We start from the raw sequence: 25,053 nt of genomic DNA, 5'->3' as shown, positions 1-25,053 counted from the left end.
TGTGCTAGGAGAATATCGGATTGTGGGGCGGCGCGCATCGGAGATTGCCGAGAGCGTGGAGCGCGCGGTGGGTTCCGGCGGGCTCGAACCGGGTCAACTGCTGCCCCCGCTCAGGGAGTTGGCCACCGAGCTCGGGGTCAATCCCAACACCGTCGCGGCCGCCTACCGGCTGCTGCGCGACCGGGGCGTGATCGAGACGGCGGGCCGGCGCGGCAGCCGGGTGCGCTCGCGGCCCGCCAGCACGGCCCGCGACCTCATCCGCGTGGACGTCCCCGACGGCGTGCGCGACGTCGCCGACGGCAACCCGGATCCGGAACTGCTGCCGCCGCTCGCTGACGCACTCGCCGCGGCGGCCCGCCGCAATGCCGAAGAGCCCGGGCGGTACATGTACGGCCAGGACCCCGTGGACGAGGAACTGGCCCGGCTCGCCCGCGCCTCCTTCGGTGAAGGGGGCGTGCCGGACGGGCCGATCGGGGTGCTGTCGGGCTCGCTCGACGCCATCGAGCGGGTGCTCACCGCCCACCTCCGCCCCGGCGACGCGGTGGCGATCGAGGACCCCGGCTGGGGCGCGGTGCTCGACCTCGTACCGGCGCTCGGGCTGCGGCCCGAACCCATGGCGCTGGACGACGAGGGCCCGCTGCCCGAGGGCCTTGAGCGCGCCCTGGCCGCGGGCGCCAGGGCCGTGGTGATCACCTGCCGCGCGCAGAACCCGACGGGTGCGGCCGTGAGCGCGGCCCGTGCCCGCGCCCTGCGCGAGATCCTCGCCGCGCACCCCGGGGTGCTGCTCATCGAGGACGACCACGGCCACGGCATGGTCGACCTGCCGCTGCACCCGGTCTCCCCGGTCACCGAGCACTGGGCCTTCGTACGGTCGGTGGCCAAGGCGTACGGGCCGGACCTGCGGCTCGCAGTACTTACTGGTGACGCGGTCACCCTCGACCGGGTGCGCGGGCGCCAGCGGCTCGGGCCCGGCTGGGTCAGCCGACTGCTCCAGCGGGCCGTGGTGGAACTCTGGAAGTCCGGGGCCGTCGACCCGGCGAAGGTGGCCCGCTCGTACCGCGAGCGGCGGGAGGGCCTGCTCCGGGCGCTGCGCGAGCGGGGGATCGAGGCCCGCGGGCGGAGCGGCTTCACGGTGTGGGTGCCGGTGCCCGACGAGACGGGGGCGGTGTCCCGGCTGCTGCACGCGGGCTGGGCGGTGGCGCCCGGCGCCCGCTTCCGGCTGGCCTCGGCCCCCGGGGTGCGGCTCACCGTGTCGAGTCTGGCCCGGGACGAGATCGGGCCGCTCGCGGACGCCATCGCCTCCGCGGTCGGCCCGGGTCCCGGAAACCGTTACGACTACTGAGCAGAGGGCTTCGCGCGCGGGCGGCTCTGGGTGAGGGCCGCGCCCGCGAGCGCGATGGCCGCGCCGACCGGGGTGTTCCAGCTGAGGCTCTCGCCGAGGACCGCCACACCGGCGGCGGTGGCGATCACCGGAACGAAGTAGGTGACCATCTGTGCGGTCGTCGGGCCGACCTCGTTGACGAGCCCGTACTGGACGAGCACCGCGAACCCCGTACCGAACGCGCCGAGCGCCGCGACGGCCAGCAGCGGGACGAACGGGAACGAGCTCGGGAAACCGGCGAACAGCGGGGTCACCAGGGCCAGTTGGAGGGTGGCAACGCCCAGCTGCGCGCCGATCAGGGACAGATTGGAGTGGCTGCTGCCCGCCAGTGTGCGGCGGACGTAGATCCAGCCGATCGGGTAGCAGAGCGAGGCGAGCAGCGCCATCGCGGTGCCGGTGACGTCCAGGCCGTGGAAGCCCTGCCAGGCGCCGAGCACCGTGAGCACCCCGAGGAAGCCGAGGCCGAGCCCCGCGACCCGGCGGCGGGTCGGCCGGTCCTCGGAGAGCGCGACCAGCGACAGCGCCATGCCCCACAGCGGCGAGGTCGCGTTGCAGATGCCGGCCAGCGTCGAGGGGATCGTCAGCTCCGAGTACGCGAACAGCGAGAACGGCGCGGCGTTGAGGAGCAGCGCCGCCACGCTCAGATGCAGCCAGGTGCGGCCCCCGCGCGGCAGCCGCTCGCGCTTGACGGCCATCGCGACGGCGAGCACCAGCGTGCCGAAGAACAGCCGCCCGAAGGTGACCTGGAACGGGGCGTAGCCGTCCGTGCCGACCTTGATCAGCAGGAAGCTGAAGCCCCAGATCAGGGAGAGCGCCGCGAAACGGACGCGCCAGTCCAGGGCGGGGCGGCGCGTGGCGGACGAGGCTGGGGAGGTCTGTGCGGAGAGGCCCCGGGAGGGGGCGGCGGTGCTCATGACGACCACGATGAGGCCCACCCATCACGTAGCACAAGCGAGAAATTGCGGAGGTGATCGGTTAGCATTGCTTATATGTTGAACCTGGAGCGTCTGCGTACCCTCGACGCGGTGGCCCGGCACGGCTCGGTGGGCGGCGCCGCCGACACCCTGCACGTGACCACCTCCGCTGTCTCCCAGCAGCTCGCCAAGCTGGAGCGGGAGGCCGGCCAGCCGCTGCTCGCCAAGAACGGGCGCGGGGTGCGGCTCACCGACGCCGGCCGGCTGCTCGCCGAGCACGCCGCCCGAATCCTCTCCCAAGTGCAGTTGGCCCAGGCCGAGTTGGAGGCCCAGCGCGGCAGGGTCGTCGGCGACCTCAGGATCGCGGGCTTCGCCACCGCCGTCCGCGGGCTCTTCCCCGCCGCGCTCGCCTCGCTGCGCGCCGAGCACCCGCGGCTCAGGGTCCGCTCCGACGAGCTGGAGGCCGACGAATCGGTGCAGGGCGTCCTGCTCGGCGACCTCGACCTCGCGCTCGTACTCGACTGGTACAACAAGCCGCTGCCGCTGCCCGACGGGCTCGCCAAGCGGGCGGTCCTCGACGACCTCGCGGACGTCGCCATGTCAGCGGACCATCCGCTGGCCGGCCGGAAGGCGGTGGATCTGGAGGAGTTCGCCGAGGACGAGTGGATCACCTGGCCCGAGGGTGAATTCTGCAACGAGTGGCTGATGTTCACCCTGCGCGGCAAGGGCGTCGAGCCGCGGATCGCCCATGTGGCCCGCGAACACGCCACCCAACTCGCCCTGGTGGAAGCCGGGTTGGGCGTCAGCATCGCCCCCCGCCTCGGCCGCGGGCCGGTGCCGGACGGAGTGCGGGTCGTTCCGGTGCGCGATGCGATGAGCCGCCATGTGTACGCGGTGTGGCGCGCGGATGCCGACCGCAGGCCCTCGATCCGGGCCGCCGTCGACGCGCTGGCCGCGGCGGGGGAGCAGCTCGCCCAGCAGTAGGGGGCGTCCGGCGGGTCATGGCCGGGGTGGCCGCGAAGCCCGCGCGGGGTCGCCCGCGAAGCCGCTCGCTCCACCGGTCCGAAAGCGCTCCACCGCCCCGAAGGCGGGCCTACCGCCCGAACTCGCCCCCCAGCTTGCGGAAGTCCCACGACACCACGGTGTCCGGCGTCAGCCGCAGCCACGCGTGCCGCCCGTCGTGGACCATGTCCGCCAGGCCGAAGTTCTTCGCCGCGAACAGCCGCTCGGGGACGGCGAGTTCGGGGCAGGGCTCGCCGGTGCGCGGGGCCTCGCCGACCGGGACGACGCGGCCGGTCAGCTCCACTCCGCGCAGCTCCCCGTACTCCGTGCCGTCGTCCACCACCACCGCCACCCGCGGATCCTTGCCGAGCTGGGCCCAGCGGCGGCTGCGGGTGATCGAGTACAGCCAGAGCGAGGCACCGTCCCAGACGTACCAGAGCGGGGCGACGTGCGGGCTGCCGTCCGCCGACACCGTGGCGAGGCGGCACGTGCGCTGCTCGCCGAGGAAGGCGTCCCGCTCCTCCTCGGTCATCATGATCCGGCGGCCCCGGCGCTGTGTGGCGGTCATCTGCGCCTTCCCTTCCCGTGGTGACAGGTGGTCTGACGGTGCGTCAGAAATCATGGCGCGCTCTTCCGCTGTCGCGCAATGGCGATTAGCCTCCCGCGCCATGGCGACGAAGGAACACCTCGCGGACCGGCTCGACCCCGCCACCACGGTGCTGATGACCGTCGAGTGCCAACACGGCGTGGTCGGGGCGGACAGCGCGCTGCCCGAACTCGCCAAGGAGGCAAGGTCGTCGGGGGCGCTGCACAACGTGGCCCTGCTGGTGGCGGGCGCCCACGAGGCGGGCGTCCAGGTGCTGCACGCGGTCGCCGAGCGCCGGCCCGACGGACGCGGAGCCAACCGCAACGCCCGGCTGTTCCGCGCCGCCGAACGGCTGCCGATCCAGCAGTACTCGGGCTCGCGGGCGGTGCGGATCGCCGAGCCCATCGAGGTGGCGGACGAGGACATCGTCGTACGCAGACTGCACGGCCTGTCGCCCGTGTCCGGCACGGACGTGGACGCGCTGCTGCGCAACCTGGGCTGCCGCACCCTGATCGTGACCGGGGTCTCGGCCAACGTGGCGATCCCCAACGCGGTCTTCGACGCCGTCAACCTCGGCTACACGGCGGTGGTTCCGGCCGACGCGATCGCGGGGGTGCCAGCCGACTACACCCCCGCGATGATCCGCCACACCCTCGCCCTCGTCGCCACGGTGACCACCACCGACGAGATTCTGGGCTGCCTGAAGACGCCCCGCCGCATCACGCGAGCTTGATCGAGCCGCCCTCGACGGAGATCGCGGCGGCGGGCAGCGGGGAGGGTGCGGGCCCGCCCTTGACGCTGCCGTCCGCCACGTCGAACTTGCTGCCGTGGCAAGGGCAGTTGATGGTGCCGCCGGACACCGACGACACCGCGCAGCCCTGATGCGTGCACTTCGAGGAGAACGCCTTGAACTGACCGGCCACCGGCTGGGTGACCACCACGCCCTCGTTCGCGAAGATCTTCCCGCCGCCCGGCGGGATGTCGGAGGTCTTGCCGAGCACGGTCCCTCCGGCGCCGCCCCCGGCCGGCTTGGGGGCATCGGATGCGGCCGCCTTGTCGGAGCCGCCCCCGCACGCGGTGAGCGCGGCGGCGACCCCGGCCGCGCCGACCACCGCGATGACGGTGCGGCGGGCCGGAGCCGAGACGGGTTCGGACGGGAGCGATTCGATGCCCATGCTGGCTGTCCTCTCGATGTACGACGCGTTGCTGCGTGAGGGTACGCACCGTGGGCGCCCCGCGTTCAGCGGCCGGGCCAATTCTCAGGAATTCCAGCGTGCCCGCGGGGGAGGAAGAGGATCCCCCGCGCGCCCGCGGGGGAGAAAAGGGGAGCGGGCACCCGATGGCCGCGACGTAGCCTGGGCCCATGCTCACTGAAGTCACAGCGACCCGGTACGTCACGCCGTTGCGTGAGGGCGGCTCGCTCCCGGGCATCGTCGAGGCCGACGATCTCGGAACGTATGTCATGAAGTTCACCGGGGCCGGGCAGGGCCGCAAGACGCTCGTCGCCGAGGTCATCTGCGGGGAGCTCGCCCGACGGCTGGGGCTGCGCGTACCGGAACTGGTCACCATCGAGCTCGACCCGGTCATCGGGCTCTCCGAGCCGGACCAGGAGGTGCAGGAGCTCCTGAAGGCGAGCGGCGGGCTCAACCTCGGGATGGACTATCTGCCCGGCTCGCTCGGCTTCGACCCGCTCGCCTACCAGGTGGACCCCGCCGAGGCCGGGAAGGTCGTCTGGTTCGACGCGCTGATCAACAACGTCGACCGGTCGTGGCGCAACCCCAACATGCTGGTCTGGCACGGGGACCTGTGGCTCATCGACCACGGCGCCACCATGATCTGGCACCACAACTGGCCGGGCGCCAAGGCGTCCGCGGCCAAGCCGTACAACGCCTCCGACCATGCGCTGGCGCCCTTCGGGCCCGAGATCGCCGCCGCGGCCGCCGAACTGGCGCCGCTGGTCACCGAGGAGCTCCTGACCGAGGTCGCCGCCCTGGTCCCCAGCGAGTGGCTGGTCGACGAGCCCGGTTTCGAGACGACCGACGCGCTGCGCCGCGCGTACGTCGAGCCGCTGCTCGCCCGGGCCGCGACGATCCACGAGCGGATCACGCTCGACGCGCCCGCCACCCCCAAGCCCTCGCAGGCCCCCGGCTGGCTGACCGAGCACCTCACTCCCTGGCCGCACCCCACCAAGAACAGCAAGAAGGACGACGACCGTTGAGCAAGCGCGATGTCTTCGAGTACGCGCTGCTGCGCGTGGTGCCACGCGTCGAGCGCGGTGAGTGTTTCAACGCGGGCGTGCTGGTGTACTGCCGCGCCCGGTCCTATGTTGCCGCGCGCACGTATCTGGACGAGGCGAAGCTGAAGGCGCTCGATCCACGGGCGGATGTCGTGGGCGTACGGGCCGCGCTGCGCGCCGTCGAGGGCGTCTGCGGCGGCGGCGAGGGGGCCGGGCAGGCGGCGGGCGACGATGCGGGCCGCCGCTTCCGCTGGCTGATCGCGCCGCGCTCAACCGTCGTCCAGCCGGGCCCGGTGCACACCGGCCTGACCACCGATCCGGCGGCCGAGGCCGAGCGGCTCCTCGACCTGCTGGTGCGCTGAATTTGGCCGCTGCGGGGGTGTGACATGCGCCGGGGGATCCGCAGGCCGTTGACACCGCGTGCCAGGGCTTCTAGCGTCTCGTCTGCTGAAGCTACTAAGCGGTTGCTCAGTGACTGAGGGCCGCGGATCCCAGGGCGAGGAGAACAGCATGTCCACCACCGAGCAGCGCGTCGCCATCGTGACCGGGGCGGCGCGGGGCATTGGCGCCGCGACCGCCGTCCGGCTTGCGGCCGAGGGCCGGGCCGTCGCCGTACTCGACCTCGACGAGGCGGCCTGCAAGGACACCGTCGACAAGATCACCCAGGCGGGCGGCCGGGCCGTCGCGATCGGCTGCGACGTGTCCGACAGCGCCCAGGTGGAGGCGGCCGTCGAGCGCGTCGCCGCCGAGCTCGGCGCACCGACCATCCTCGTCAACAACGCCGGTGTGCTCCGCGACAACCTCCTCTTCAAGATGAGCGAGTCGGACTGGGACACCGTGATGAACGTGCACCTCAAGGGAGCGTTCCTGATGGCCAAGGCCTGTCAGAAGCACATGGTGGACGCCAAGTGGGGCCGGATCGTCTCGCTCTCCTCGTCCTCCGCGCTCGGCAACCGCGGCCAGGCCAACTACTCCGCCGTCAAGGCCGGCCTCCAGGGCTTCACCAAGACCCTCGCCAAGGAGCTCGGCAAGTTCGGCATCACCGCCAACGCCGTCGCCCCCGGCTTCATCGTCACCGAGATGACCGCGCAGACCGCCGCCCGGGTCGGCATGGGCTTCGAGGAGTTCCAGGCCGCGGCCGCCACCCAGATCCCGGTCCAGCGCGTCGGCCGGCCCGAGGACATCGCCAACGCCATCGCCTTCTTCACGGGCGACGACGCCGGATTCGTCTCCGGCCAGGTCATGTACGTGGCCGGCGGACCGCTCAACTAAGGCCAGGGGCAAGGAACATGACTGAACTTCCCGAACTGTCCGGCAAGGTGGCCCTGGTCACCGGAGCCAGCCGCGGCATCGGCTACGGCATCGCCGAGGCACTCGTCGCCCGCGGCGACCGCGTCTGCATCACCGGGCGAGGCGAGGACGCCCTCAAGGAGGCCGTCGAGAAGCTCGGCTCCGACCGGGTGATCGCGGTACCGGGCAAGGCCGCCGACGAGGCCCACCAGGCCGCCGCGGTGGAGCGCACCATGGAGGCCTTCGGCCGCGTCGACTTCCTGGTCAACAACGCCGGTACGAACCCGGTGTTCGGCCCCATCGCCGAGCTCGACCTGAACGTCGCGCGCAAGGTTTTCGAGACCAACGTGATCTCCGCGCTCGGCTTCGCCCAGCAGACCTGGAAGGCCTGGCAGAAGGAGAACGGCGGCGCCATCGTCAACATCGCCTCCATCGCCGGAGTCTCGGCCTCGCCCTTCATCGGCGCGTACGGGATGAGCAAGGCCGCCATGGTCAACCTGACCCTCCAACTGGCGCACGAGTTCGCGCCCGTCGTACGGGTCAACTCGATCGCCCCGGCCGTGATCAAGACCAAGTTCGCCCAGGCGCTGTACGAGGGCCGCGAGGCGGAGGCCGCCGCGGCCTATCCGCTGGGCCGGCTCGGAGTGCCCTCCGACATCGGCGGCGCGGCCGCGTTCCTCACCTCCGAGCAGTCGGAGTGGATCACCGGCCAGACACTGGTGGTGGACGGCGGGCTGTTCCTGAACGCCGGGGTGCACTGAGCGGACGGGGCCCGGGCGGCGTTGTCAGTGGTGGCAGGTAGGTTCTGGAATCTGCGCCGAGGGTGCAGGAACCGAATGTCCCACGGAGGTTGTTGACGTGACCGATACCGCCATGCTGCCCGAGTCCTGGCGCGGCGTCCTCGGCGAGGAGCTCCAGAAGCCGTACTTCAAGGAGCTCACCGAGTTCGTCGAGGCGGAGCGGGCGAAGGGCCCCGTCTTCCCGCCCCGCGAGGAGGTCTTCGCGGCCCTGGACGCGACGCCGTACGACAAGGTGAAGGTCCTGGTCCTCGGCCAGGACCCGTACCACGGCGAGGGCCAGGGACACGGCCTGTGCTTCTCGGTGCGGCCGGGCGTCAGGACACCGCCCTCGCTGCGCAACATCTACAAGGAGATGAGGGACGAGCTCGGCCTGGAGGTGCCGGACAACGGCTATCTGATGCCCTGGGCCGAGCAGGGCGTGCTGTTGCTCAACGCGGTGCTCACGGTGCGCTCCGGCGAGGCCAACTCGCACAAGGGCAAGGGCTGGGAGAAGTTCACCGACGCGGTGATCCGCACGGTGGCCTCGCGGCCCGACCCGGCGGTCTTCGTGCTGTGGGGCAACTACGCGCAGAAGAAGCTCCCGCTGATCGACGAGGAGCGCCACGTCGTGGTCAAGGGCGCGCACCCCTCGCCGCTTTCGGCCAAGAAGTTCTTCGGCTCGCATCCGTTCACGCAGATCAACGAGGCGGTCGCGGCCCAGGGCCACGCCCCGATCGACTGGCGGATTCCGAACCTGGGCTGAGGCGGACGGCGGGAGGGGGCCGGGCGCGTGACGGCGTCCGGCTGACAGCCTCGGGGCCCGCGCCCGAGCCTGAGGCCGATTGTCAGTGGCGGCGGCTAGCGTCGGAGTCGTTCGACTTTTATGACGTTCGACTTCCATGGCGACGGGTGGAGACCGCAGTGACGGACATGCAGGAAGCTCCGGGGGACATCGTGATGACCCGCATCGGGCAGGCGATGATGCTGCTGCACGGCGGGGATCGCGAGGAGGCGCGCAACCGCTTCGGCGATCTCTGGACGGAGATCGGCGAACACGGCGATCCGCTCCACCGCTGCACCCTCGCCCACTACATGGCCGACGCGCAGGACGATGCGGGGGACGAACTGGCCTGGGACCTCAGGGCGTTGGCGGCAGCCGACGGGCTGAGCCAGGAGCGCCTCGAAGAACACCACGCCTCGCTGGCGGTACGCGCGTTCTACCCCTCTCTCCACCTCAACCTCGCCGCCGACTATGTGAAGCTGCACCGCCCCGAGGAGGCCCGGCTCCATCTCGACCGGGCCCACACCGCCCTGGACGCGCTCTCCGACGACGCGTACGGCAACGGCATCCGGGAGGCGCTCGGCCGCCTGGAACGGCAGCTGGACGCCGTATGACGTTTTCCGTCTGACTGTCCGTCAATTGCCGTAGGCCTCTCGGCAGATACGGGCCTGGGGGCTGTCCTTGGACCAGCCTCCGTACCCCGTGCCCAGCGCGCAGATGTCGCCCATCGAGGGGAGTGCGGGGGCGGGCCGGGGGTGTTTCTTGCGGGGTTTCGCGGCGGGCCGGGGTGCGGGCGCTTCGGTCCGGCCGCGCCGATGATGCGGCACCGCGGGGGCCTCGGGCTCGACGGCCTCCGGCGCCGCGGGCAGCGGTGGCGGCGGGGTGTTCGCAGGCGGGACTGTGTCCAGCCCCTCGCGGGCCGGCGCCTGGACGATCTGCGGGCCGACCCTCTCCTGGTGTCGGGCCGGCGGGGCGGGCGGCCGGGCGGGCGCGGGACGGGCCTCGACGGAGACACAGCCCGAGACGCATCCGCAGACGGTCAGGGCCGCAGCCGCCGTCAGGAGCTTCAGCGCGTTTGTTGTTCGGTGCATCCGCCAACTGTGCTGGCCGGAGCGGGAGTTCGGCGGGGCAGCGGTCCGGGAATGGCCCGCACGAGTGACATCGCCGCCCCGCTGCCCACCACGCGGGCTCGCTCAGTCTCCGGCTCTCAGTCTCCGGCTCTCAGTCTCCGGCTCTCACTCTCCGGTCGAGCCGTCGACCGCCTCGCGGATCAGATCGGCGTGCCCGTTGTGCCGGGCGTACTCCTCGATCATGTGGGTGTAGATCCAGCGCAGGTTGAAGTGCCGGCCGTTGCGGCTGGTGCCCGCGCTGAGTTCGTCGAGCTCGTGCGGGGCGGCGTGGTCGCGTGCGGTGGCGAGCTCGCCGCGCCAGGTGGCCAGCGCCTGCGCATACGTGTCCTCGGGCCCGACGTGGAAGTCGCGGTCCGGGTCCTCCTCGGTCGAATACACCGGGACGTCGGGCTCGCCGCCGAACACCGTGGTGAACCACCACCGTTCGACCTCGGCCATGTGCCGCAGCAGACCGAGCAGGGTGAGCGTCGAGGACGGCACCGCGGCCGACTTGAGCTGCTCGTCCGTGAGCCCGGAACACTTCCGGGCCAGCGTCTCGCGGTGGTATTCGAGCCAGCCGTCGAGCATGGCCCGCTCCGTGGCGTCGAGAGCGGGTTCGCTGCGCTCGGCCGTCTCGGCCGAGGGTGTTTCGGAGGTCGTCATGGCGACATCCTCGCCGACCGCCGTGACGGGGGCCAGCCGTTATCCGAGCGGCTCCCCGGTCAGCATCCCGCGCAGCAACTCGGTGAAGCCCCGGCGGATCTCGGCCTCGGCGGGCACCTCGTGGTGATACGAACCCGCAGTGCAGGAGAACATCAGTCCTTCGCTCCAGGAGATCAGGGAGAGCGCATGGCGTTCGGGCGCGCGGGACCCCGCCGCCTTCATCAGCGCCACCAGCGGCTCCCTGAACTGCCGCCCCGCCGCGTCGTAGTACGCGCGCAGCTCGGGACGCCGGGTCGCTTCGAGCGCCAACTCGTAGCGGGAGACCAGCAGTTCGCGGTGGCCGGTGAGATGGCGGTGCAGTGCGCGGGCCAGCGCCGCCGCCAGGTCCTCGATGCCGCCGCCGGGTACCGGAAGCTCAGCCGGAATGAGCACCCTGGCCTCCCGTTCGGCCTGCCGTCTGACCGCCGCTTCGAGCAGCGCCTGGCGGGTCCTCGCCTGGTTGGAGGTGGAGCCCTGCGGCAGCCCCGCGACCTCGTCCACGGCCCGGTGGGTCAGCCCGCGCATGCCCCGCTCGACGAGCAGGGCCAGCGCGGTGTCGGCGATGAGTTCGGCACGTGAGGTGCCCGGGGTGCGTGCGGCCATGGGATCAATCTACCGCTGTTACTACGCCTGTAGTACGATGCTGCTCACTACGGGCGTAGTACCGAGGGGGTCGTCATGGGCGTGTGCAGCGGCGGCGGGGCATCCCGTGCGGTGGTCGTAGGCGGCGGAATCGGCGGGCTCACCGCCGCCGCGGCCCTGATCCGGCGCGGCTGGCGCGTAACCGTCCTGGAGCGGGCCGCGGAGCTGAAACCGGTCGGCTCGGGCATCGGGCTCGCCCCCAACGCCCAGCGCGCGCTCGACGTCATCGGTCTCGGGGACGAGATCAGAGCGCTCGCCGCCTGGCAGGGCGACGGCGGCATCCGCACCCCGAGCGGCCGCTGGCTCTTGCGTACGGACCCGCAGGCCGCGGCCGAGGCCTTCGGCGGCTCGGTCGTCCTGCTGCACCGGGCGACCCTGGTCGACACCCTCGCCGCCGCGCTCCCCGCGGGAACCGTACGCACCGGAGCCGCCGCCGAACTGGTCGACCCCGGCGCCGCCGACCGCCCCGCGGTGGTCCGCACCGCCGACGGGGACATCGAGGCGGACCTGGTCGTGGGCGCCGACGGCATCCACTCCGTCCTGCGCACGGCCCTCTTCCCCGGCCACCCGGGCACCGCGTACTCCGGATTCACCACCTGGCGCGTGGTGGTGCCCGACCTCGGCCGGCCCTTCGCGCCGCACGAGACCTGGGGGCCCGGCCGCATCTGGGGCACCCAGCCCCTGAAGGACGGCCGCAGCTACGCGTACGCGGCGGCCAGGACCCCGCCGGGCGGGCGGGCCGCCGACGGTGAACCGGCCGAACTGCGCAGGCTGTTCGGCACCTGGCACGACCCGGTCCCGGCCGTCCTCGACGCGGCCCAGGGCGCTCCGGTGCTGCGCAACGACGTCCACCACATCGCCGGGCCGCTGCCCGCCTACCACCGCGGCCGGGTCGCGCTCGTCGGCGACGCCGCCCACGCCATGGCGCCGACCCTGGGCCAGGGCGGCAACCAGGCCATCGAGGACGCCATCGTGCTCGCCCACCACGCGGAACCGTCCGGCGATCCGGCCGCCGGGCTCGCCCGCTACACCGCCGAGCGGCTGCCCCGCACCATGGGCATCGTCCGCCAAGCGGAGCGGACCGCACGGCTCACCATGATGCGCAACCCGGTCGGCATCGCGGTCCGCAACACCCTGATCGGCGCGGCCGCCACGTACGGCACCGCTTTCATGCTGCGCTCCTTCGCTGACATCGCCACCTGGCAGCCGCCCCGGCGCCCGTATGCTGACCAGGCAAGGGAGCAGGACACCACGCGGCGACAGGAGACTCCGTGAAGATCGGATGCATCGGACTCGGGGACATCGCGCGGAAGGCCTATCTGCCGGTTCTGACCACGCTGGCGGGCACGGAACTGCACCTGCAGACCCGCACCCCGGCGACCCTCGCGGCGCTGGCCGACACCCACCGCATTCCGGCCGGGCGGTGCCACACCGATCTCGACTCGCTGCTCGCGCAGGGCCTCGACGCGGCGTTCGTGCACGCCGCGACCGCGGCGCATCCCCCGATCGTGACCCGGCTGCTCGAAGCGGGCGTACCGACCTATGTGGACAAGCCCCTGGCGTACGAACTCGCCGAATCCGAGCGGCTGGTGGCGCTCGCCGAGGAGCGCGGCGTCAGCCTCGCCGTCGGCTTCAACCGGCGCTTCGCGCCCGGCTACGCCCAGTGCGCCGACCACCCGCGCGAACTGATCCTGATGCAGAAGAACCGCGTGGGACTCCCCGAGGACCCGCGCACTCTGGTGCTCGACGACTTCATCCACGTCGTGGACACGCTGCGTTTCCTGGTTCCCGGACCGATCGAGCACACCGTCGTGCGGGCCCGGATCCGCGAGGGGCTGATGGAGCACGTGGTGCTCCAGCTCTCCGGCGACGGTTTCACCGCCATCGGCACCATGAACCGGATGAACGGATCCACCGAGGAGGTCCTGGAGGTCTCGGGCCAGGACACCAAGCGCCAGGTCCTCAACCTCGCCGACATCGTGGACCACAAGGGCCAGCCCAGCGTGCGCCGCCGCGGCGACTGGGTGCCGGTGGCCCGCCAGCGCGGCATCGAGCAGTCCGTCCTCGCCTTCCTCGACGCCGTACGGGCCGGGAAGACGCTCAGCGCACAGGATGCGCTGGCGACCCATGAGCTGTGCGAGAGGGTGGTACGGGAGGCCTTGGAGCAGGCTTCCTGAGCGCCCGCGCGCCCTCGGCCGCGCAGAACACGGCGAGTACCGCGAGCGCCGAGAACACCGCCCAGTCGCCGAGGCGCACATAGAGGGTGGCGCCACTGGCGAGGGGGACGTCGTACACGGCCGCCGTGCTGCCGCTGGTGCCGAGCCACTTGCCGACGCGTTCGCCGTCCGGACCGTAGACCGCGCTGATTCCGGTCAGTGTGGCATGGACCATCGGGCGGCCCGTCTCGGCGGAGCGCAGCGCGGCGAGCGAGGCGTGCTGGGCGGGCGCCCAGGTGTCCTGGAACGTCGAGGTCGACGACTGCGCGATGAGCAACTGGGCGCCCATGCGCACCAGATGACGGCTCATGTCGGGGAACGCGGACTCGAAGCACACCAGCGGTCCCACCCGCACCGCGGACGGCAGCGTCATCACCACCGGCGTGGTGCCGCGTCGGCGGTCCTCGCCCGCTGCCTTGCCGACCGAGGTCGCCCAGCCGAGCAGCGATCGCGCCGGGATGTACTCGCCGAACGGTACGAGCCGCATCTTGTCGTAACGCTGCCCGGTCGGCCCCTGCGGTCCGACGAGGACCGAACTCTTGAAGATCCCCGGCCGGTCGGACCTGCGCGCATCCACATTCACCAGGATGTCCGTGTTGAGATCCTTGGACAGCGTCGCGATCCGCGCGGCCAGGTCCGGCCGGGCCGCCAGGTCCTGGCCCACACTGCTCTCGCCCCACACGACGAGATCCACGTGCTGCCCGGCCAGCGAGCGGGTCAGCGCCTCGCTGCGGGCGAACCGGGCATCGCCGTTCTCGATCACACCGGGCTGCACCACCGCGACCCTGAGACGGCCGTCCCGCTCCGTGTGCGGAGCCCACATCCAGGCCGCCCCCGTGATCAGGGCACACACCACAAGCGCGGCCACCGCAGCGGTACGCACATGGGGGAGCGCCACACAGAGCGTGGCGGCCGTGTTGACCGCCACCACGAGCAGGCTCACCAGCCAGACCCCGCCCACCGACATCAGCCGCAGCGCCGGAGCGACCTCCCACTGACTGGCGCCGAGCAGCCCCCAGGGCCCGCCGAGCCCCTGCCACGACCTGACGAGCTCCACCATCAGCCAGCCCGACGGCACCACCGCGATCGCGGCCGGCGCGCGGGCGGCGGAGGGGCGGCCGCCCAGCGTCGAGCGCACGAGCACGCCCCACGGCGCCCACAGCAGCCCCAGCAGCGCGGCCAGGACCACGATGAAGACGTTGAGACTCGGCATCAGCCAGTGATGCACCGCGATCATGAACCCGGTGCCGCCGAGCCAGCCGTCGAGCGCGGCCCGCCGCGCGGTGGGCTCGGAGCGGATCAGGAGCAGCCAGGGCACGAGGGCGACGTAGGCGAACCACCACAGCGAGGGCGCCGGGAAGGCGAGCGCGGGCAGCGCCCCGGCGAGTAGTGCGGCAGCGCCGCGCCACCACGCGGAATCCAGACGTGGACGGTGACGGCCGACCGGAATCCGCATACCGCGCCTCCTTGCCCACCCCGTGATCACATGTGGTCCCGTACCACCAGTGTGCGGGAGCGGGACAGCCGCGCACAGATGGCGGGAGCGGCCCGGCGCGCCCCGTCCGCGGCTCGGGCCCCACCGCGCCCTGTCCGCGCCCTCACGCCCCGGCGAGCGCCCCCGAGACGCGCCGCCACTTCTCGTGCACGGTCACCGACTGGAGCCGCCAGCCCGCATCGGCCCGGACCAGCGAGAAGGCGTAGCGTCCGCCGGACTCGAAATCGGGCGCCGTCGACCGGCCGTCGCCGTCTCCCGTGGCGCCGAAGCACATCGGGTTGAGGTAGTCGGCGCGGAGTTCGGCCCGGTCGCCCGGGTAGCCGCCGAGGTCCTGGAGGGTCAGCAGCCGGTTGGCGATCAGATGCTGGCGGACCGGGAAGAGCCGCATGGTCTCCGCCAGCCACTGGGCCACCTCTTCGGCGGGACCCTCGATGCCGCCCGATGCGCGGTAGTCGGCGCGGCCGCCGGCGGCGAACAGGGCGCGGTAGGCCGTCCAGTCCCCGTCGTCGACGGCCGCGGCGTATCCGGTGATGAGTTCGTCGATGGCCAAGCGGTCCAACACGGTCCCGAGATCCACGCGCTGCGTCATCGGCTCAGTCTCCGGCAGTCGGCCCGGAACTCCAAGAGCCCGGCACTTGTGGCTGGTTGGCGGGCCGTGCTACCGCTGGCGCCATGACAGATGAGACTGCCCCAGCGGTACGCAGCGAACGGCGCGGCCCGGTCACGACCGTGGTGCTCTCCCGTCCCGGCGCGCGCAACGCGGTGGACGGCCCGACCGCGCGGGCGCTCGCGCACGCCTTCCGCGCCTTCGAGGCCGACGAGCGGGCCGCGGTGGCGGTGCTGTGGGGCGAGGGCGGCACGTTCTGCGCGGGCGCGGACCTGAAGGCGATCGGTACGGAGCGCGGCAACACGGTGGCCGAGGACGGCGACGGGCCGATGGGGCCGACCCGGCTGCGGCTCTCCAAACCGGTGATCGCGGCCGTCGCCGGACACGCGGTGGCGGGCGGCCTCGAACTCGCGCTCTGGTGCGATCTGCGGGTGATGGAGGAGGACGCCGTGTTCGGGGTGTTCTGCCGGCGCTGGGGCGTGCCCCTGATCGACGGCGGGACGGTACGCCTGCCGAGGCTGATCGGGGCGGGCCGCGCCATGGACCTCGTACTCACCGGGCGGCCGGTGGACTCGGCGGAGGCGCGGGCCATCGGTCTGGCCGACCGGATCGTGCCGACCGGAACCGCCCGCGCCGCCGCCGAGGAACTCGCCGCGCAGATCGCCGCGTTCCCGGGGACCTGCATGCGCCACGACCGGATGTCGCTGCTCGAACAGGAGGGTCTGACCGAACCGGAAGCCCTGCTCAACGAGGTGCGGCACGGCGTCCACGCACTGGGGGAGGCGGCCGAGGGCGCGGCCAGGTTCGCCACCGGGGCCGGTCGGCACGGGGCGTTCGACAGCCGGCCGTAACTGGCGTGCACCGGCGCCGAGTTGGGGGCGACGAGGGCTCCGGTACTGCACCCGGTACGGGCGGGCGAGGCCCGTACCGGGGAGTCTTGCGGGGTCAGCTGAAGCGGACGGAGCGGACCTTCAGCCGCTCGGAGGCGTGCCCTCCGTGCGGGCGCAGGCTGAAGTGGTCGCCCTTGCAGTGGATGTCGGTGAAGACCACCGCGGTGGCGTCGGTCCGGTTGCGTGGGGAGTGGGCGGGACTGCGGTGCGGATCGGCGACCTCGTCCAGCTTGACGCACTCCCGGCTGCGCGGGTCGATCAGTCGGCCGACGTGAGGCTCGCCGTTGTGGTCGGTGTACGTGTAGGTGAACTCGCCGGTGGCCGCGCCTGCCGACGTCGGCAGGGCCACGACGAGCGCGAGCGCGCCGAGGGCGGCTGCGACGGTGCTGCGGAAACGCATGTAAGGCACTCCTGAATACGGAGAATTAGATTCCGATTCAGGCTGTCCCGGCTTCTGGGGGATTCTGCTTCTTACGACCGGGCGTCACTCGTAAGGGAGCTGATGAACCGATTTGCCTTGGCCCCTGTGGGTTACGCGGGTTGCGTACTCCGCGGCCGGCGGCCAAGCCGACCGGCCGCAGGGGCCGAGAGCGTCGTTCCGCGGTGGGTGGCCGAGGTTACGGCTGGCGGATGTACGGCGTCGTCACGGTCAGCGGCACGAAGCCGAGGCGTTGCAGGATGGGGCGGCTCTGGTCGGAGGCGTCGACCTGGAGGTAGCGGTAGCCGCGCTCGGCGGCGATGCGGGTGCGGTAGGCGATCAGGGCGCGGTAGATGCCCTTGCCGCGCCACTCGGGGAGGGTGCCGCCGCCCCACAGGCTGGCGAATTCCGTACCCGGGTGGAAGTCCATCCGGGCCGCGCTCACCGGCAGGTCACCGGCCATGGCGACGACCGCAGTGACGGTCTCGGGGGCCTCGGCGAACTGGGCGAGCAGCCGTTCCCTGAGGCGGGTGGAGTCCTTGGTGAAGGCCCGGTCGTGGACGTACATCATCAGGTCGATCCCGGCCGCGTCGGTCACCGGACGCAGAGTGATGCCGTCGGCGGGCTCGGCGTCGAGGGGGAGGTCCGCCACGCGGGCGACCATGACGGTCTCCTCGGGCTCGGCCTCGAAACCGGCCGCCCGCAGGCGCTGCCCGAGATCGGCGGGGCAGTCGTGCTTGTACAGCTTCCACTCGAATTCATTGCCGAGGGACGCGAAGTGGCGTACCTGCGCCGCGATCTCCGCGTCGGCGGTCGCGGCCGTCAGATCTGACCAGAGGACGCCGTTCCACACATGGCCGGGGCCCACGTGCCGTACGACGTCGCCCGCCCGCTCGACCGTCGTCCCCGGACCGTCGGCCAGGGCGTTCTCCCGCATCTGCCGGTCGAAGACAGCAAGCAGTTCGTCATTGGTGCCGCTGTCCGGCGCGTTGGTGTCCATCCGGCCACTCCAGCATCGTGAGGAGCGCCACAGCAACTGGAAATTCGGGCGGCTCAGCGCTGCGGCTTCGAGGTCGCCGACGCGGCGAGCGGCGCTGCCTCGCCCACGGCCTCGGCCCATTCGGCGAGCAGCCGCTCGTACTCCTCCGCAGGCCACTGCCCGTCCGCGCCATCGACGAGCGCGCGGATGGCGTCGTTGGCGGCGTCGGCGTCGGACGGCACGGAAGCGGCCCGGTCGGAGGAGGAAGACATGCGACCAGGCTACGGGGCCCCTCGGACAGTCGGCCCCGTCGAACGGGCTGAACAGCAGGTGAGCGCGGTCAATGGTGTTCAAGGTCACAGGCCGCGGGGGGTTTGGAGGCGGCCCGGGCGTCAAGGCCCGGAGGGTTTGGACGCGGCCCGGGGCAGGTCGCGGAGGGGGCGGAAACGGCCCGGGTGTCAGGCCGCCTGGGCGGTGTCGGTGCGTATCGCCGCTGCCCACTCGATCAGGAGCCACCGGTAGCGCTCCTCCTCGCCGGGGCACAGATGTCCGTCGGACCGCTCCCACAGGGAGCGGATCTCCGCGTTCACCACGTCGGCGGGGCGAACGTACCGGCAGTCGGAAGTCGGGGGCATGGGGCAAGCCTACGGCCATGAGGTGACCCACCGCCACGAAGTCGGAACTCTCAGCCATCGTGCGGCAGTTGAGGAGGATGGGACGGGCGATACACCCCTGGTCGCACGGCCCAAGCATGGCGTGTCACCGCCAACTCCCCGCTCTGGACGCCTGGGTGGTGCGCCGGCGACGGCACGCACCGCCGACCGCCTCGGCCGAATGACCAACTGGCCGACGGCATGGGCGTCTTGGCCGAGGGTGTTCGACGCCCGGCGGATCCAATCGTCCGCCTATCCTCGCGGCATGGAGCAGAGCGAGGTTCTCAAGCGAGTGATCGGCATTCTCACCGAGGCCGGGGACTACCGCCGCCGCATCGAGGAGGACGGTGAACAGCGGCAGGACATCGGGACCGGCATCGTCACCGCGCTGCTCAACGAGACGATGCCGCACATCGAGATCCCGGCGGACGCCACCCCGCAGGAGATGGCCACCCTCGTGGCGAGGGAGGTCGGCGGGGCCATCAGCCAGCTCGTGGCCGCCTTCAGCCTGGCCTATGTGGCCCTCGCCCATGTCCACGACTCCGGAGAGCAGGACGTGTCGTCGGCCGATGTACTGCAGGACCTGGCGCTGCGCGCGGAGGAATTCAAGGGGGACGGCCCCGAGTCGGCGGACTGAGGGGTTCCGGACGTCAACTCGGCGTCCGCCGAACGAAGGCCGACACGAAGCAGCCCGGCGAAAGCGCCGTGGCGGTCCCCTACCGCCCCCGCAGACGGTGCCGCTTGCGCCAGGCGACCGCGGCCGCCGCGACCGCGCTGAGCACGATGAACCCCATCGCGATCAGGAAGGCGGGCGAGGTCGGCGACGAGGCGCTGCTGCCCGCGACGACGTACGCCAGGGTGTTGGGGACCGAGCCGAGGGCGGTCGCCAGCAGGAACGGCGACCAGCCCATGCGGGAGACCGCCGCACAGTAGTTGGCGGCCGCGAACGGCACCCCGGGGAACAGCCGGATCGCCATCATCGAACGGAACCCGTGCCGCGACAGCTGCCCGTCCGCCGCCTTCAGCCAGCGTCCGCGCAGCAGCGGCCGCAGCGCGTCCTGCCCGAGCAGCCGGCCGAGACCGAACGAGATGCCCGCGCCGAGCACCGTGCCCGCGAGCGAGGCCGCGAGACCGGCCTGGGTGCCGAACAGGGCGCCCGCCGCCAGGTTCAGGATCGGGCGCGGCACGAACGCCGCCGTGCACAGCCCGTACGCCGCCGCGAAGAGCACCACCGCCCCCGCCCCGCCCAGCTCCGGCGGCCAGCCGTCGGCGAGCAGCCGCTGCGGCTGGACGATCAGCACGGTGGTCGCGGCGGCCGCGAGCAGCAGCACGAGCAGCGACAGACGCGACCACGGCGAGAGCAGCGCTCTGGTGCAGCGCGCGGCGAGGCCGGGGGACGGGCGGACGGCGGGCTCGAGCATCCGGGGAGACTAACCGACGGGCGGATGTGATCGCCGCAACGTCTGGCGGGGGCAGGCCGCGGCGTGCGGGCCGCAAGGCCTGAGCCCCTGCCCGTCCCGCCCGCCGAAAACCATTCGACGCGCGCCCGACCGCCAGGCATGCTCAGCGGCATGTCCCGGTACGCCTTCCTCGCAGCGCCGTCCGCAGTCGCGGACGCGCCGAAGGCTGCCGTCTCGGCAGCGGCGTACGCAGTCGCACCCGCAGCGCCCGTCGGCGGCGCCCGAAGCTGACCCTTCCCGGAAAGTCCGGCGGACCCCGCACGGGGAGGGTCGGCCGGATCCAGGGGTCCCAGCACAGCTCCGCGACCACGCGAGGGACACTCAGCCATGCCCAAGACGGCATACGTACGCACCAAGCCCCACCTCAACATCGGCACCATGGGCCACGTCGACCACGGCAAGACGACCCTGACCGCCGCCATCACCAAAGTGCTCGCCGAGCGCGGTACCGGCACGTTCGTGCCGTTCGACCGGATCGACCGGGCCCCGGAGGAGGCCGCCCGCGGCATCACCATCAACATCGCGCACGTCGAGTACGAGACGGACACCCGCCACTACGCGCACGTCGACATGCCGGGCCACGCCGACTACGTCAAGAACATGGTCACCGGCGCGGCCCAGCTCGACGGGGCGATCCTCGTCGTCTCCGCGCTCGACGGGATCATGCCGCAGACCGCCGAGCACGTACTGCTCGCCCGGCAGGTGGGTGTCGACCACATAGTGGTCGCGCTCAACAAGGCCGACGCGGGCGACGAGGAGCTGACCGACCTGGTCGAGCTCGAAGTGCGCGAGCTGCTCTCCGCGCACGGATACGGGGGCGACTCCGTGCCCGTCGTACGGGTCTCCGGGCTCAAGGCCCTTGCGGGCGAGCCACGTTGGACCGAGGCGATCGGCGCGCTGCTCGACGCCGTGGACACCTATGTGCCCATGCCCGAGCGCTATGTCGACGCGCCGTTCCTGCTGCCGGTCGAGAACGTGCTCACCATCACCGGGCGCGGAACCGTGGTGACCGGAGCCGTGGAGCGCGGCACCATCCGGGTCGGCGACCGGGTCCAAGTCCTCGGCGCGGAAGCCGAGTCGGTGGTCACGGGCCTGGAGACGTTCGGCAAGCCCATGGAGTCGGCGCAGGCCGGTGACAACGTCGCGCTGCTCCTGCGCGGCGTGCCGCGCGACGCGGTCCGCCGCGGGCACGTGGTCGCCGAGCCCGGCAGCCTGACGCCGAGCCGGAGGTTCACCGCCCGGGTGTACGTCCTGTCGACACGCGAGGGAGGCCGCTCGACGCCCATCGCGACCGGCTACCGGCCGCAGTTCTACATCCGCACCGCGGACGTGGTGGGCGACGTCGACCTCGGCGAGCTCGCGGTCGCGCGGCCCGGCGACACGGTCACCATGACCGTCGAACTCGGCCGTGACATGCCGCTGGAGCCGGGGCTCGGCTTCGCCATCCGCGAGGGCGGCCGCACCGTCGGCGCCGGCACGGTCAGCGCACTGGCCTGACCAACGGCCCGCCTCACCCGCATACCGGGGGTGGGGCGGGCTCACCCGGGCCGCCGCCCGCGCCACCGCCGCAAAGGCCCTCGGGTCTGACGGCCGGGGCCCGTCGGCCCCGCCCCGGCCGCCGGGCGCACAATGGGACGGTGAACGACGATCCGCGCGCCGAACCGATCCCCGTCATCCGGGAAGTCGACGGGGGCACCGCCAAGCTGCTGCCCGACGTCGACCGGGAGCGCGCCTGGCTGCTGACCGTGAACGGCGCCCCGCAGTCGTACGTGGACCTGGACGATCCGACGTACATCGAGTTCGAGTACGTACGCAGGCTCGCCCATGTCGTGGACTGCGCGGCCGACGAGGGCGTCCCGCTGGACGTGCTGCACCTCGGCGGCGGGGCGCTCACCCTGCCCCGCTACGTCGCGGCGACCCGGCCCGGCTCCCGCCAGGACGTCGTGGACGCGGACCGGGCGCTCGTCCAACTCGTCCGGGAACACCTGCCGTTGCCGCCCGACGCCGGGATCACCCTGCACGCGGCGGACGCCAGAGCCTGGACCGGGCGGGCGCCGGCCGCCTCGGCCGACCTGCTGATCGCGGACGTCTTCGGCGGCTCACGGGTGCCCGCGCACCTCACCTCCATCGAGTACGCGAGGATCGCCCAGCGGGTCCTGAGGCCCGGCGGCATCTACGCCGCCAACCTCGCGGACGGCGCCCCCTTCGCCTTCCTCCGCTCCCAACTGGCCACCTTCCGGGCGGTGTTCGCGGAGGTCGCGCTGATCGCCGAACCGTCGGTGCTGCGCGGGCGCCGCTTCGGGAACGCGGTGCTGCTCGCCTCGGCGCGCCCATTGGACGTCGCGGCGCTCGCCCGGCGCACGGCGGGGGACGCCTTCCCGGCCCGGGTCGAGCACGGCGACGCGCTGCGCCGATTCATCGCCGGCGCCGCACCGGTCGGTGACGAGAACGCGCAGGCCTCACCCGAGCCGCCCGACGGCGCCTTCAGTATCGGCTGACGCCTCGGGACCACCCGCGGCCACCGTCTCGGTGCGCCGGGTCAGACGGCGTACGTCGGGGACGAACAGCACCGCCGCGGTGAGCAGCACGATCAGCGTCGAGCAGCCCCACAGCGCGGAGGTGCGGCCGGCCGCGCTCTCCACGGGCCCGGCCATCGCGGTGGCCAGCGGCACCATGGCGATCGAACCCAGCCAGTCGTACGCCGAGACGCGGGACAGCTTCTCCTCCGGGACCTCCTGGTTGAGCGCGGTCATCCACGAGACGCCGAAGACCTCGATGGAGACACCCGTCAGGAACATGACCGCCGCGAGCGCGACGATCGGCAGTGGTACCGCGAGCGCCGCCGAGGGCAGGGCCAGCGGGAAGACGCTGAGTGTGCCCGCGAGCAGCAGGCGGCGCGGCTTCCAGCGCATCATCAGCAGCGCGCCGCCGAACGTGCCGGCGCCGAACGCGGCGAGCGCGAGCCCCCAGGGGCCGGGGCCGCCGAGTTCGTCGCGGGCCACCAGCGGCCCGTACACCGCCTCGGCCGCCGCGACCACGGCGTTGACCACCGCGAACTGCACCACGATCGACCACAGCCACGGCCGCGAGACGAACTCCCGCCAGCCCTCCCGGAGATCGGAGACCATTCCGCCGCCGGGTGCGCGCGCCGGGATGTGACTCACGTCGAGGAAGGCGCGCAGCGCGCCCGCCACCGCGAAGGCGGCCGCGTCGATCGCGAGCACCCAGCCCGCGCCGAACACCGCGATCAGCGCGCCGCCGAGTGCGGCCCCGCCGATGCCCGCGCCGTGCATGGCCATCCGGTAGAACGCGAAGGCGCGCCCGGCCTCCGGGCCGGAGACGCTGGACATCAGCATGCCCTCGGAGGCCGGGCCGAAGAAGGCCTGGCCCACGCCGCCGAGCGCGGTGAGCGCCATCATCTGCCACAGCTTCGGCTCGCCGGTCAGGACGAGGAGCGCGAAGGCGCCCTGCGAAAGGAAGTTGAGGGAGTTGGCCGCCACCATCACCCGGTGCCGCGGCAGCCGGTCGGCCAGCGCGCCGCCGACCAGGAGGAACAGGACGAGCGGCACGGTGCGGGCCGCCGCCACCAGACCCACGTCACCGCCGCTGCCCCCGGACTGGAGCACCGCGAACGCCGCCGCGATCAGCGCGCCCTGGCTGCCCAGGTTCGTCACGATCGCGGCGGCGGTCAGCAGGGTGTAGTTGCGGCCCGCCCAGGACGGGCGGCGCGGATGCGAAGGGGCGGCGGCGGAAGTCACCCAGGGACTATCGCCGCCGCCACCCCGTGGTGCCAACCGGTTTGCGGGCCTGCCGTCAGGAGCCGGAACCGGAGACGGGCACCAGCCGGATGGTGCCGAGGATCTTCTGGATGGTGTCCTCGGCCACCGCGTCGGGCACGCCCGTGTTGGCGATGAAGCTCCAGGCGGCGAGGTCGCCCTTGGCGGTCTTGAAGCCGAAGAGCACCGACTGGCCCTCGGTGGAGCACTTGTCCGTCTTCTTCACGCCCGTCGTCTTGGCGCGGACCACACTGCCCTGGAGACCGGACTTGGTGGTGTACGGGACCGGCTTCTCCCAGGTGATGTGCTTCTTGTCCGGCTGGGTGTAGGCGTAGTACAGCCAGTCGGGGGCCTGTTGGGCCGCCTCGTCCGTCGACTTGGCGCCGTTCGCGCCCTTGGTGCCTATGGTGGCGAGCGCGGTGTTCTCGTCGCGGCCGCTGGAGCCCTTGGTGGTGCACCACTTGGACTTGTAGTAGGCGGGGGCGGACATCATCATGCCGCCGAACCCGTTGGGGTCCGCCTTGTCGGACCAGCCCACGCTCATCCCGGGGCTGTCGACCTCCCAGTCCGGCGGTACGTCGAAGGCGTCGCCCCGGGTGGGGTTGACGACGACCTTCCAGCCCGCGATGACCGGCGGTACCTCGGTACCGGCGCCGCGCGGGTTGGGCGCCGGGGACGACGGCGGCGCCGAGGTGGACGCGGACGGCGACTGCTTCTGCTTGCCGTCGGCCTGGCTGCTGCTCTTGCCGTTGTCCTTGAGGACCACGACGCCCGTGACCACGGCGGCCACGACCACGGCGGCGGCCGCGACGATGGCGATGACCGTGGTCTTCTTCTTGTTGTTGTTCTCCGGCGGCTGCGGAGCCCCGGGCGGGCTGCCCACCGGATACTGCGGCACCGTCGGCTGCTGGTACGGGTTGGGCGTCTGGAAACCCTGCTGCGGATACCCCGGCTGCGGGGGCTGTCCCGGCTGTGGGGGCTGTCCCGGCTGCGCGGGCTGTCCCTGCTGCTGATGTCCCGGCTGCTGATAGGGATTCGGCTGCTGGTACCCCGGCTGCTGGTACGGGTTCTGATTCGGATCCTGCGGGTTCTGCTCGCCCCCGGGCGGCTGCTGTCCTGGCCACATGGCCAGTAACC

Annotated in this window: 30 protein-coding genes; 15 read left to right on the top strand and 15 right to left on the bottom strand. The window is 72.4% G+C overall.

Features of this window, described 5'->3' with window-relative positions; all coding sequences use genetic code 11:
- Window position 1: 1 nt before the first annotated feature.
- Window positions 2-1,342, top strand: a complete 1,341-nt coding sequence (locus ACIBK6_RS16005) for an aminotransferase class I/II-fold pyridoxal phosphate-dependent enzyme (protein WP_399051827.1) — start codon at window positions 2-4, stop codon at window positions 1,340-1,342.
- Here the strand turns inward: ACIBK6_RS16005 and ACIBK6_RS16000 are convergent.
- Window positions 1,336-2,295: a DMT family transporter gene (locus ACIBK6_RS16000; RefSeq protein ID WP_399051826.1), complete on the bottom strand. Its 960-nt coding sequence runs from the start codon at window positions 2,293-2,295 to the stop codon at window positions 1,336-1,338. The genes ACIBK6_RS16005 and ACIBK6_RS16000 overlap by 7 nt on opposite strands.
- A 75-nt stretch (window positions 2,296-2,370) precedes the next feature.
- Between ACIBK6_RS16000 and ACIBK6_RS15995 the strand changes: the two genes are divergently transcribed.
- Window positions 2,371-3,279, top strand: coding sequence for a LysR family transcriptional regulator (locus ACIBK6_RS15995; protein ID WP_399051825.1), 909 nt, complete (start codon window positions 2,371-2,373; stop codon window positions 3,277-3,279).
- Between the two features lie 109 nt (window positions 3,280-3,388).
- Here ACIBK6_RS15995 and ACIBK6_RS15990 read toward each other — a convergent pair whose 3' ends face one another.
- A complete protein-coding gene (locus ACIBK6_RS15990; protein ID WP_399051824.1) occupies window positions 3,389-3,865 on the bottom strand; it encodes a pyridoxamine 5'-phosphate oxidase family protein in 477 nt (158 codons plus the stop codon).
- A 100-nt stretch (window positions 3,866-3,965) separates the two neighbouring features.
- On the opposite strand from ACIBK6_RS15990, the gene ACIBK6_RS15985 reads away from it, so the two are divergent.
- Window positions 3,966-4,616: an isochorismatase family protein gene (locus ACIBK6_RS15985; RefSeq protein ID WP_399051823.1), complete on the top strand. Its 651-nt coding sequence runs from the start codon at window positions 3,966-3,968 to the stop codon at window positions 4,614-4,616.
- On the opposite strand, the gene ACIBK6_RS15980 is transcribed toward ACIBK6_RS15985, so the two are convergent.
- Window positions 4,603-5,058: a Rieske (2Fe-2S) protein gene (locus ACIBK6_RS15980; RefSeq protein ID WP_399051822.1), complete on the bottom strand. Its 456-nt coding sequence runs from the start codon at window positions 5,056-5,058 to the stop codon at window positions 4,603-4,605. The genes ACIBK6_RS15985 and ACIBK6_RS15980 overlap by 14 nt on opposite strands.
- Before the next feature lie 188 nt (window positions 5,059-5,246).
- Here ACIBK6_RS15980 and ACIBK6_RS15975 point away from each other — a divergent pair, with 188 nt between their 5' ends.
- The 6 genes from ACIBK6_RS15975 (at window position 5,247) to ACIBK6_RS15950 (ending at window position 9,583) form a co-directional block, all read left to right on the top strand.
- Complete coding sequence (locus ACIBK6_RS15975) at window positions 5,247-6,101, top strand: HipA family kinase (RefSeq protein ID WP_399051821.1); 855 nt, start codon at window positions 5,247-5,249, stop codon at window positions 6,099-6,101.
- Window positions 6,098-6,481 (top strand): DUF3037 domain-containing protein, encoded by a 384-nt coding sequence (locus ACIBK6_RS15970; protein ID WP_399051820.1) that lies wholly within the window; start codon window positions 6,098-6,100, stop codon window positions 6,479-6,481. Before ACIBK6_RS15975 ends, ACIBK6_RS15970 begins: the two co-directional genes overlap by 4 nt.
- A gap of 148 nt (window positions 6,482-6,629) precedes the next feature.
- The gene (gene fabG, locus ACIBK6_RS15965; RefSeq protein ID WP_399051819.1) at window positions 6,630-7,391 is read left to right on the top strand and encodes a 3-oxoacyl-ACP reductase FabG; all 762 of its coding nucleotides are present in this window, start codon (window positions 6,630-6,632) and stop codon (window positions 7,389-7,391) included.
- 17 nt (window positions 7,392-7,408) lie between these two features.
- Window positions 7,409-8,170, top strand: coding sequence for an SDR family oxidoreductase (locus ACIBK6_RS15960; RefSeq protein WP_399051818.1), 762 nt, complete (start codon window positions 7,409-7,411; stop codon window positions 8,168-8,170).
- A gap of 97 nt (window positions 8,171-8,267) precedes the next feature.
- Complete coding sequence (ung, locus tag ACIBK6_RS15955) at window positions 8,268-8,951, top strand: uracil-DNA glycosylase (protein WP_399051817.1); 684 nt, start codon at window positions 8,268-8,270, stop codon at window positions 8,949-8,951.
- Between the two features lie 158 nt (window positions 8,952-9,109).
- Window positions 9,110-9,583: a hypothetical protein gene (locus ACIBK6_RS15950; RefSeq protein ID WP_399051816.1), complete on the top strand. Its 474-nt coding sequence runs from the start codon at window positions 9,110-9,112 to the stop codon at window positions 9,581-9,583.
- 21 nt (window positions 9,584-9,604) lie between these two features.
- Here ACIBK6_RS15950 and ACIBK6_RS15945 read toward each other — a convergent pair whose 3' ends face one another.
- The 3 genes from ACIBK6_RS15945 to ACIBK6_RS15935 all read right to left on the bottom strand — a co-directional run bounded on the left by ACIBK6_RS15945 (window position 9,605) and on the right by ACIBK6_RS15935 (window position 11,383).
- Window positions 9,605-10,060: a hypothetical protein gene (locus ACIBK6_RS15945; protein ID WP_399051815.1), complete on the bottom strand. Its 456-nt coding sequence runs from the start codon at window positions 10,058-10,060 to the stop codon at window positions 9,605-9,607.
- Between the two features lie 144 nt (window positions 10,061-10,204).
- Window positions 10,205-10,741 (bottom strand): DinB family protein, encoded by a 537-nt coding sequence (locus ACIBK6_RS15940; RefSeq protein WP_399051814.1) that lies wholly within the window; start codon window positions 10,739-10,741, stop codon window positions 10,205-10,207.
- Between the two features lie 39 nt (window positions 10,742-10,780).
- Window positions 10,781-11,383 carry a TetR/AcrR family transcriptional regulator gene (locus ACIBK6_RS15935; protein ID WP_399051813.1) on the bottom strand — a complete coding sequence of 201 codons (603 nt, stop codon included), beginning with the start codon at window positions 11,381-11,383 and terminating at the stop codon, window positions 10,781-10,783.
- Window positions 11,384-11,458: 75 nt separating this feature from the next.
- On the opposite strand from ACIBK6_RS15935, the gene ACIBK6_RS15930 reads away from it, so the two are divergent.
- Both ACIBK6_RS15930 and ACIBK6_RS15925 read left to right on the top strand, forming a co-directional pair.
- Window positions 11,459-12,697: an FAD-dependent monooxygenase gene (locus tag ACIBK6_RS15930; protein WP_399051812.1), complete on the top strand. Its 1,239-nt coding sequence runs from the start codon at window positions 11,459-11,461 to the stop codon at window positions 12,695-12,697.
- Complete coding sequence (locus ACIBK6_RS15925; protein ID WP_399051811.1) at window positions 12,694-13,599, top strand: Gfo/Idh/MocA family protein; 906 nt, start codon at window positions 12,694-12,696, stop codon at window positions 13,597-13,599. Before ACIBK6_RS15930 ends, ACIBK6_RS15925 begins: the two co-directional genes overlap by 4 nt.
- Here ACIBK6_RS15925 and lnt read toward each other — a convergent pair.
- Window positions 13,523-15,094 (bottom strand): apolipoprotein N-acyltransferase, encoded by a 1,572-nt coding sequence (gene lnt / locus ACIBK6_RS15920; RefSeq protein WP_399051810.1) that lies wholly within the window; start codon window positions 15,092-15,094, stop codon window positions 13,523-13,525. The two genes, ACIBK6_RS15925 and lnt, sit on opposite strands and share 77 nt — an antisense overlap.
- A 142-nt stretch (window positions 15,095-15,236) precedes the next feature.
- Window positions 15,237-15,722, bottom strand: a complete 486-nt coding sequence (locus ACIBK6_RS15915) for a nuclear transport factor 2 family protein (RefSeq protein ID WP_399051809.1) — start codon at window positions 15,720-15,722, stop codon at window positions 15,237-15,239.
- 83 nt (window positions 15,723-15,805) lie between these two features.
- Here ACIBK6_RS15915 and ACIBK6_RS15910 point away from each other — a divergent pair, with 83 nt between their 5' ends.
- Entirely contained in the window at window positions 15,806-16,591 is a 786-nt protein-coding gene (locus tag ACIBK6_RS15910; RefSeq protein ID WP_399051808.1) for a crotonase/enoyl-CoA hydratase family protein, read from the top strand.
- 94 nt (window positions 16,592-16,685) lie between these two features.
- Here ACIBK6_RS15910 and ACIBK6_RS15905 read toward each other — a convergent pair whose 3' ends face one another.
- The 4 genes from ACIBK6_RS15905 to ACIBK6_RS15890 all read right to left on the bottom strand — a co-directional run bounded on the left by ACIBK6_RS15905 (window position 16,686) and on the right by ACIBK6_RS15890 (window position 18,662).
- Window positions 16,686-17,030, bottom strand: coding sequence for a hypothetical protein (locus ACIBK6_RS15905; RefSeq protein WP_399051807.1), 345 nt, complete (start codon window positions 17,028-17,030; stop codon window positions 16,686-16,688).
- A 217-nt stretch (window positions 17,031-17,247) separates the two neighbouring features.
- The gene (locus tag ACIBK6_RS15900; protein WP_399051806.1) at window positions 17,248-18,048 is read right to left on the bottom strand and encodes a GNAT family N-acetyltransferase; all 801 of its coding nucleotides are present in this window, start codon (window positions 18,046-18,048) and stop codon (window positions 17,248-17,250) included.
- Window positions 18,049-18,101: 53 nt separating this feature from the next.
- Window positions 18,102-18,299 carry a hypothetical protein gene (locus tag ACIBK6_RS15895; protein WP_399051805.1) on the bottom strand — a complete coding sequence of 66 codons (198 nt, stop codon included), beginning with the start codon at window positions 18,297-18,299 and terminating at the stop codon, window positions 18,102-18,104.
- Window positions 18,300-18,485: 186 nt separating this feature from the next.
- On the bottom strand, window positions 18,486-18,662 hold the full coding sequence (locus ACIBK6_RS15890) for a hypothetical protein (RefSeq protein WP_399051804.1): 177 nt from the start codon (window positions 18,660-18,662) through the stop codon (window positions 18,486-18,488).
- A 283-nt stretch (window positions 18,663-18,945) separates the two neighbouring features.
- On the opposite strand from ACIBK6_RS15890, the gene ACIBK6_RS15885 reads away from it, so the two are divergent.
- Window positions 18,946-19,317: a hypothetical protein gene (locus tag ACIBK6_RS15885; protein WP_399051803.1), complete on the top strand. Its 372-nt coding sequence runs from the start codon at window positions 18,946-18,948 to the stop codon at window positions 19,315-19,317.
- Window positions 19,318-19,396: 79 nt separating this feature from the next.
- Here the strand turns inward: ACIBK6_RS15885 and ACIBK6_RS15880 are convergent, their stop codons facing one another.
- A complete protein-coding gene (locus ACIBK6_RS15880) occupies window positions 19,397-20,101 on the bottom strand; it encodes a TVP38/TMEM64 family protein (RefSeq protein WP_399051802.1) in 705 nt (234 codons plus the stop codon).
- Window positions 20,102-20,467: 366 nt separating this feature from the next.
- Between ACIBK6_RS15880 and tuf the strand changes: the two genes are divergently transcribed.
- Window positions 20,468-21,637: an elongation factor Tu gene (gene tuf / locus ACIBK6_RS15875; protein ID WP_399051801.1), complete on the top strand. Its 1,170-nt coding sequence runs from the start codon at window positions 20,468-20,470 to the stop codon at window positions 21,635-21,637.
- Between the two features lie 140 nt (window positions 21,638-21,777).
- Window positions 21,778-22,638: a spermidine synthase gene (locus ACIBK6_RS15870; RefSeq protein ID WP_399051800.1), complete on the top strand. Its 861-nt coding sequence runs from the start codon at window positions 21,778-21,780 to the stop codon at window positions 22,636-22,638.
- Here ACIBK6_RS15870 and ACIBK6_RS15865 read toward each other — a convergent pair.
- Both ACIBK6_RS15865 and ACIBK6_RS15860 read right to left on the bottom strand, forming a co-directional pair.
- Window positions 22,600-23,898, bottom strand: coding sequence for an MFS transporter (locus tag ACIBK6_RS15865; protein ID WP_399051799.1), 1,299 nt, complete (start codon window positions 23,896-23,898; stop codon window positions 22,600-22,602). The two genes, ACIBK6_RS15870 and ACIBK6_RS15865, sit on opposite strands and share 39 nt — an antisense overlap.
- A gap of 55 nt (window positions 23,899-23,953) precedes the next feature.
- Window positions 23,954-25,042, bottom strand: a complete 1,089-nt coding sequence (locus ACIBK6_RS15860) for a hypothetical protein (protein ID WP_399051798.1) — start codon at window positions 25,040-25,042, stop codon at window positions 23,954-23,956.
- Window positions 25,043-25,053 lie beyond the last annotated feature (11 nt).

The organism is Streptomyces sp. NPDC050485 (genome assembly GCF_044458185.1).
Classification (GTDB): Bacteria; Actinomycetota; Actinomycetes; order Streptomycetales; family Streptomycetaceae; genus Streptomyces.
The sequence above is the reverse complement of the archived record's forward strand: the minus strand, read 5'-3'. Positions and strand labels throughout refer to the sequence as shown.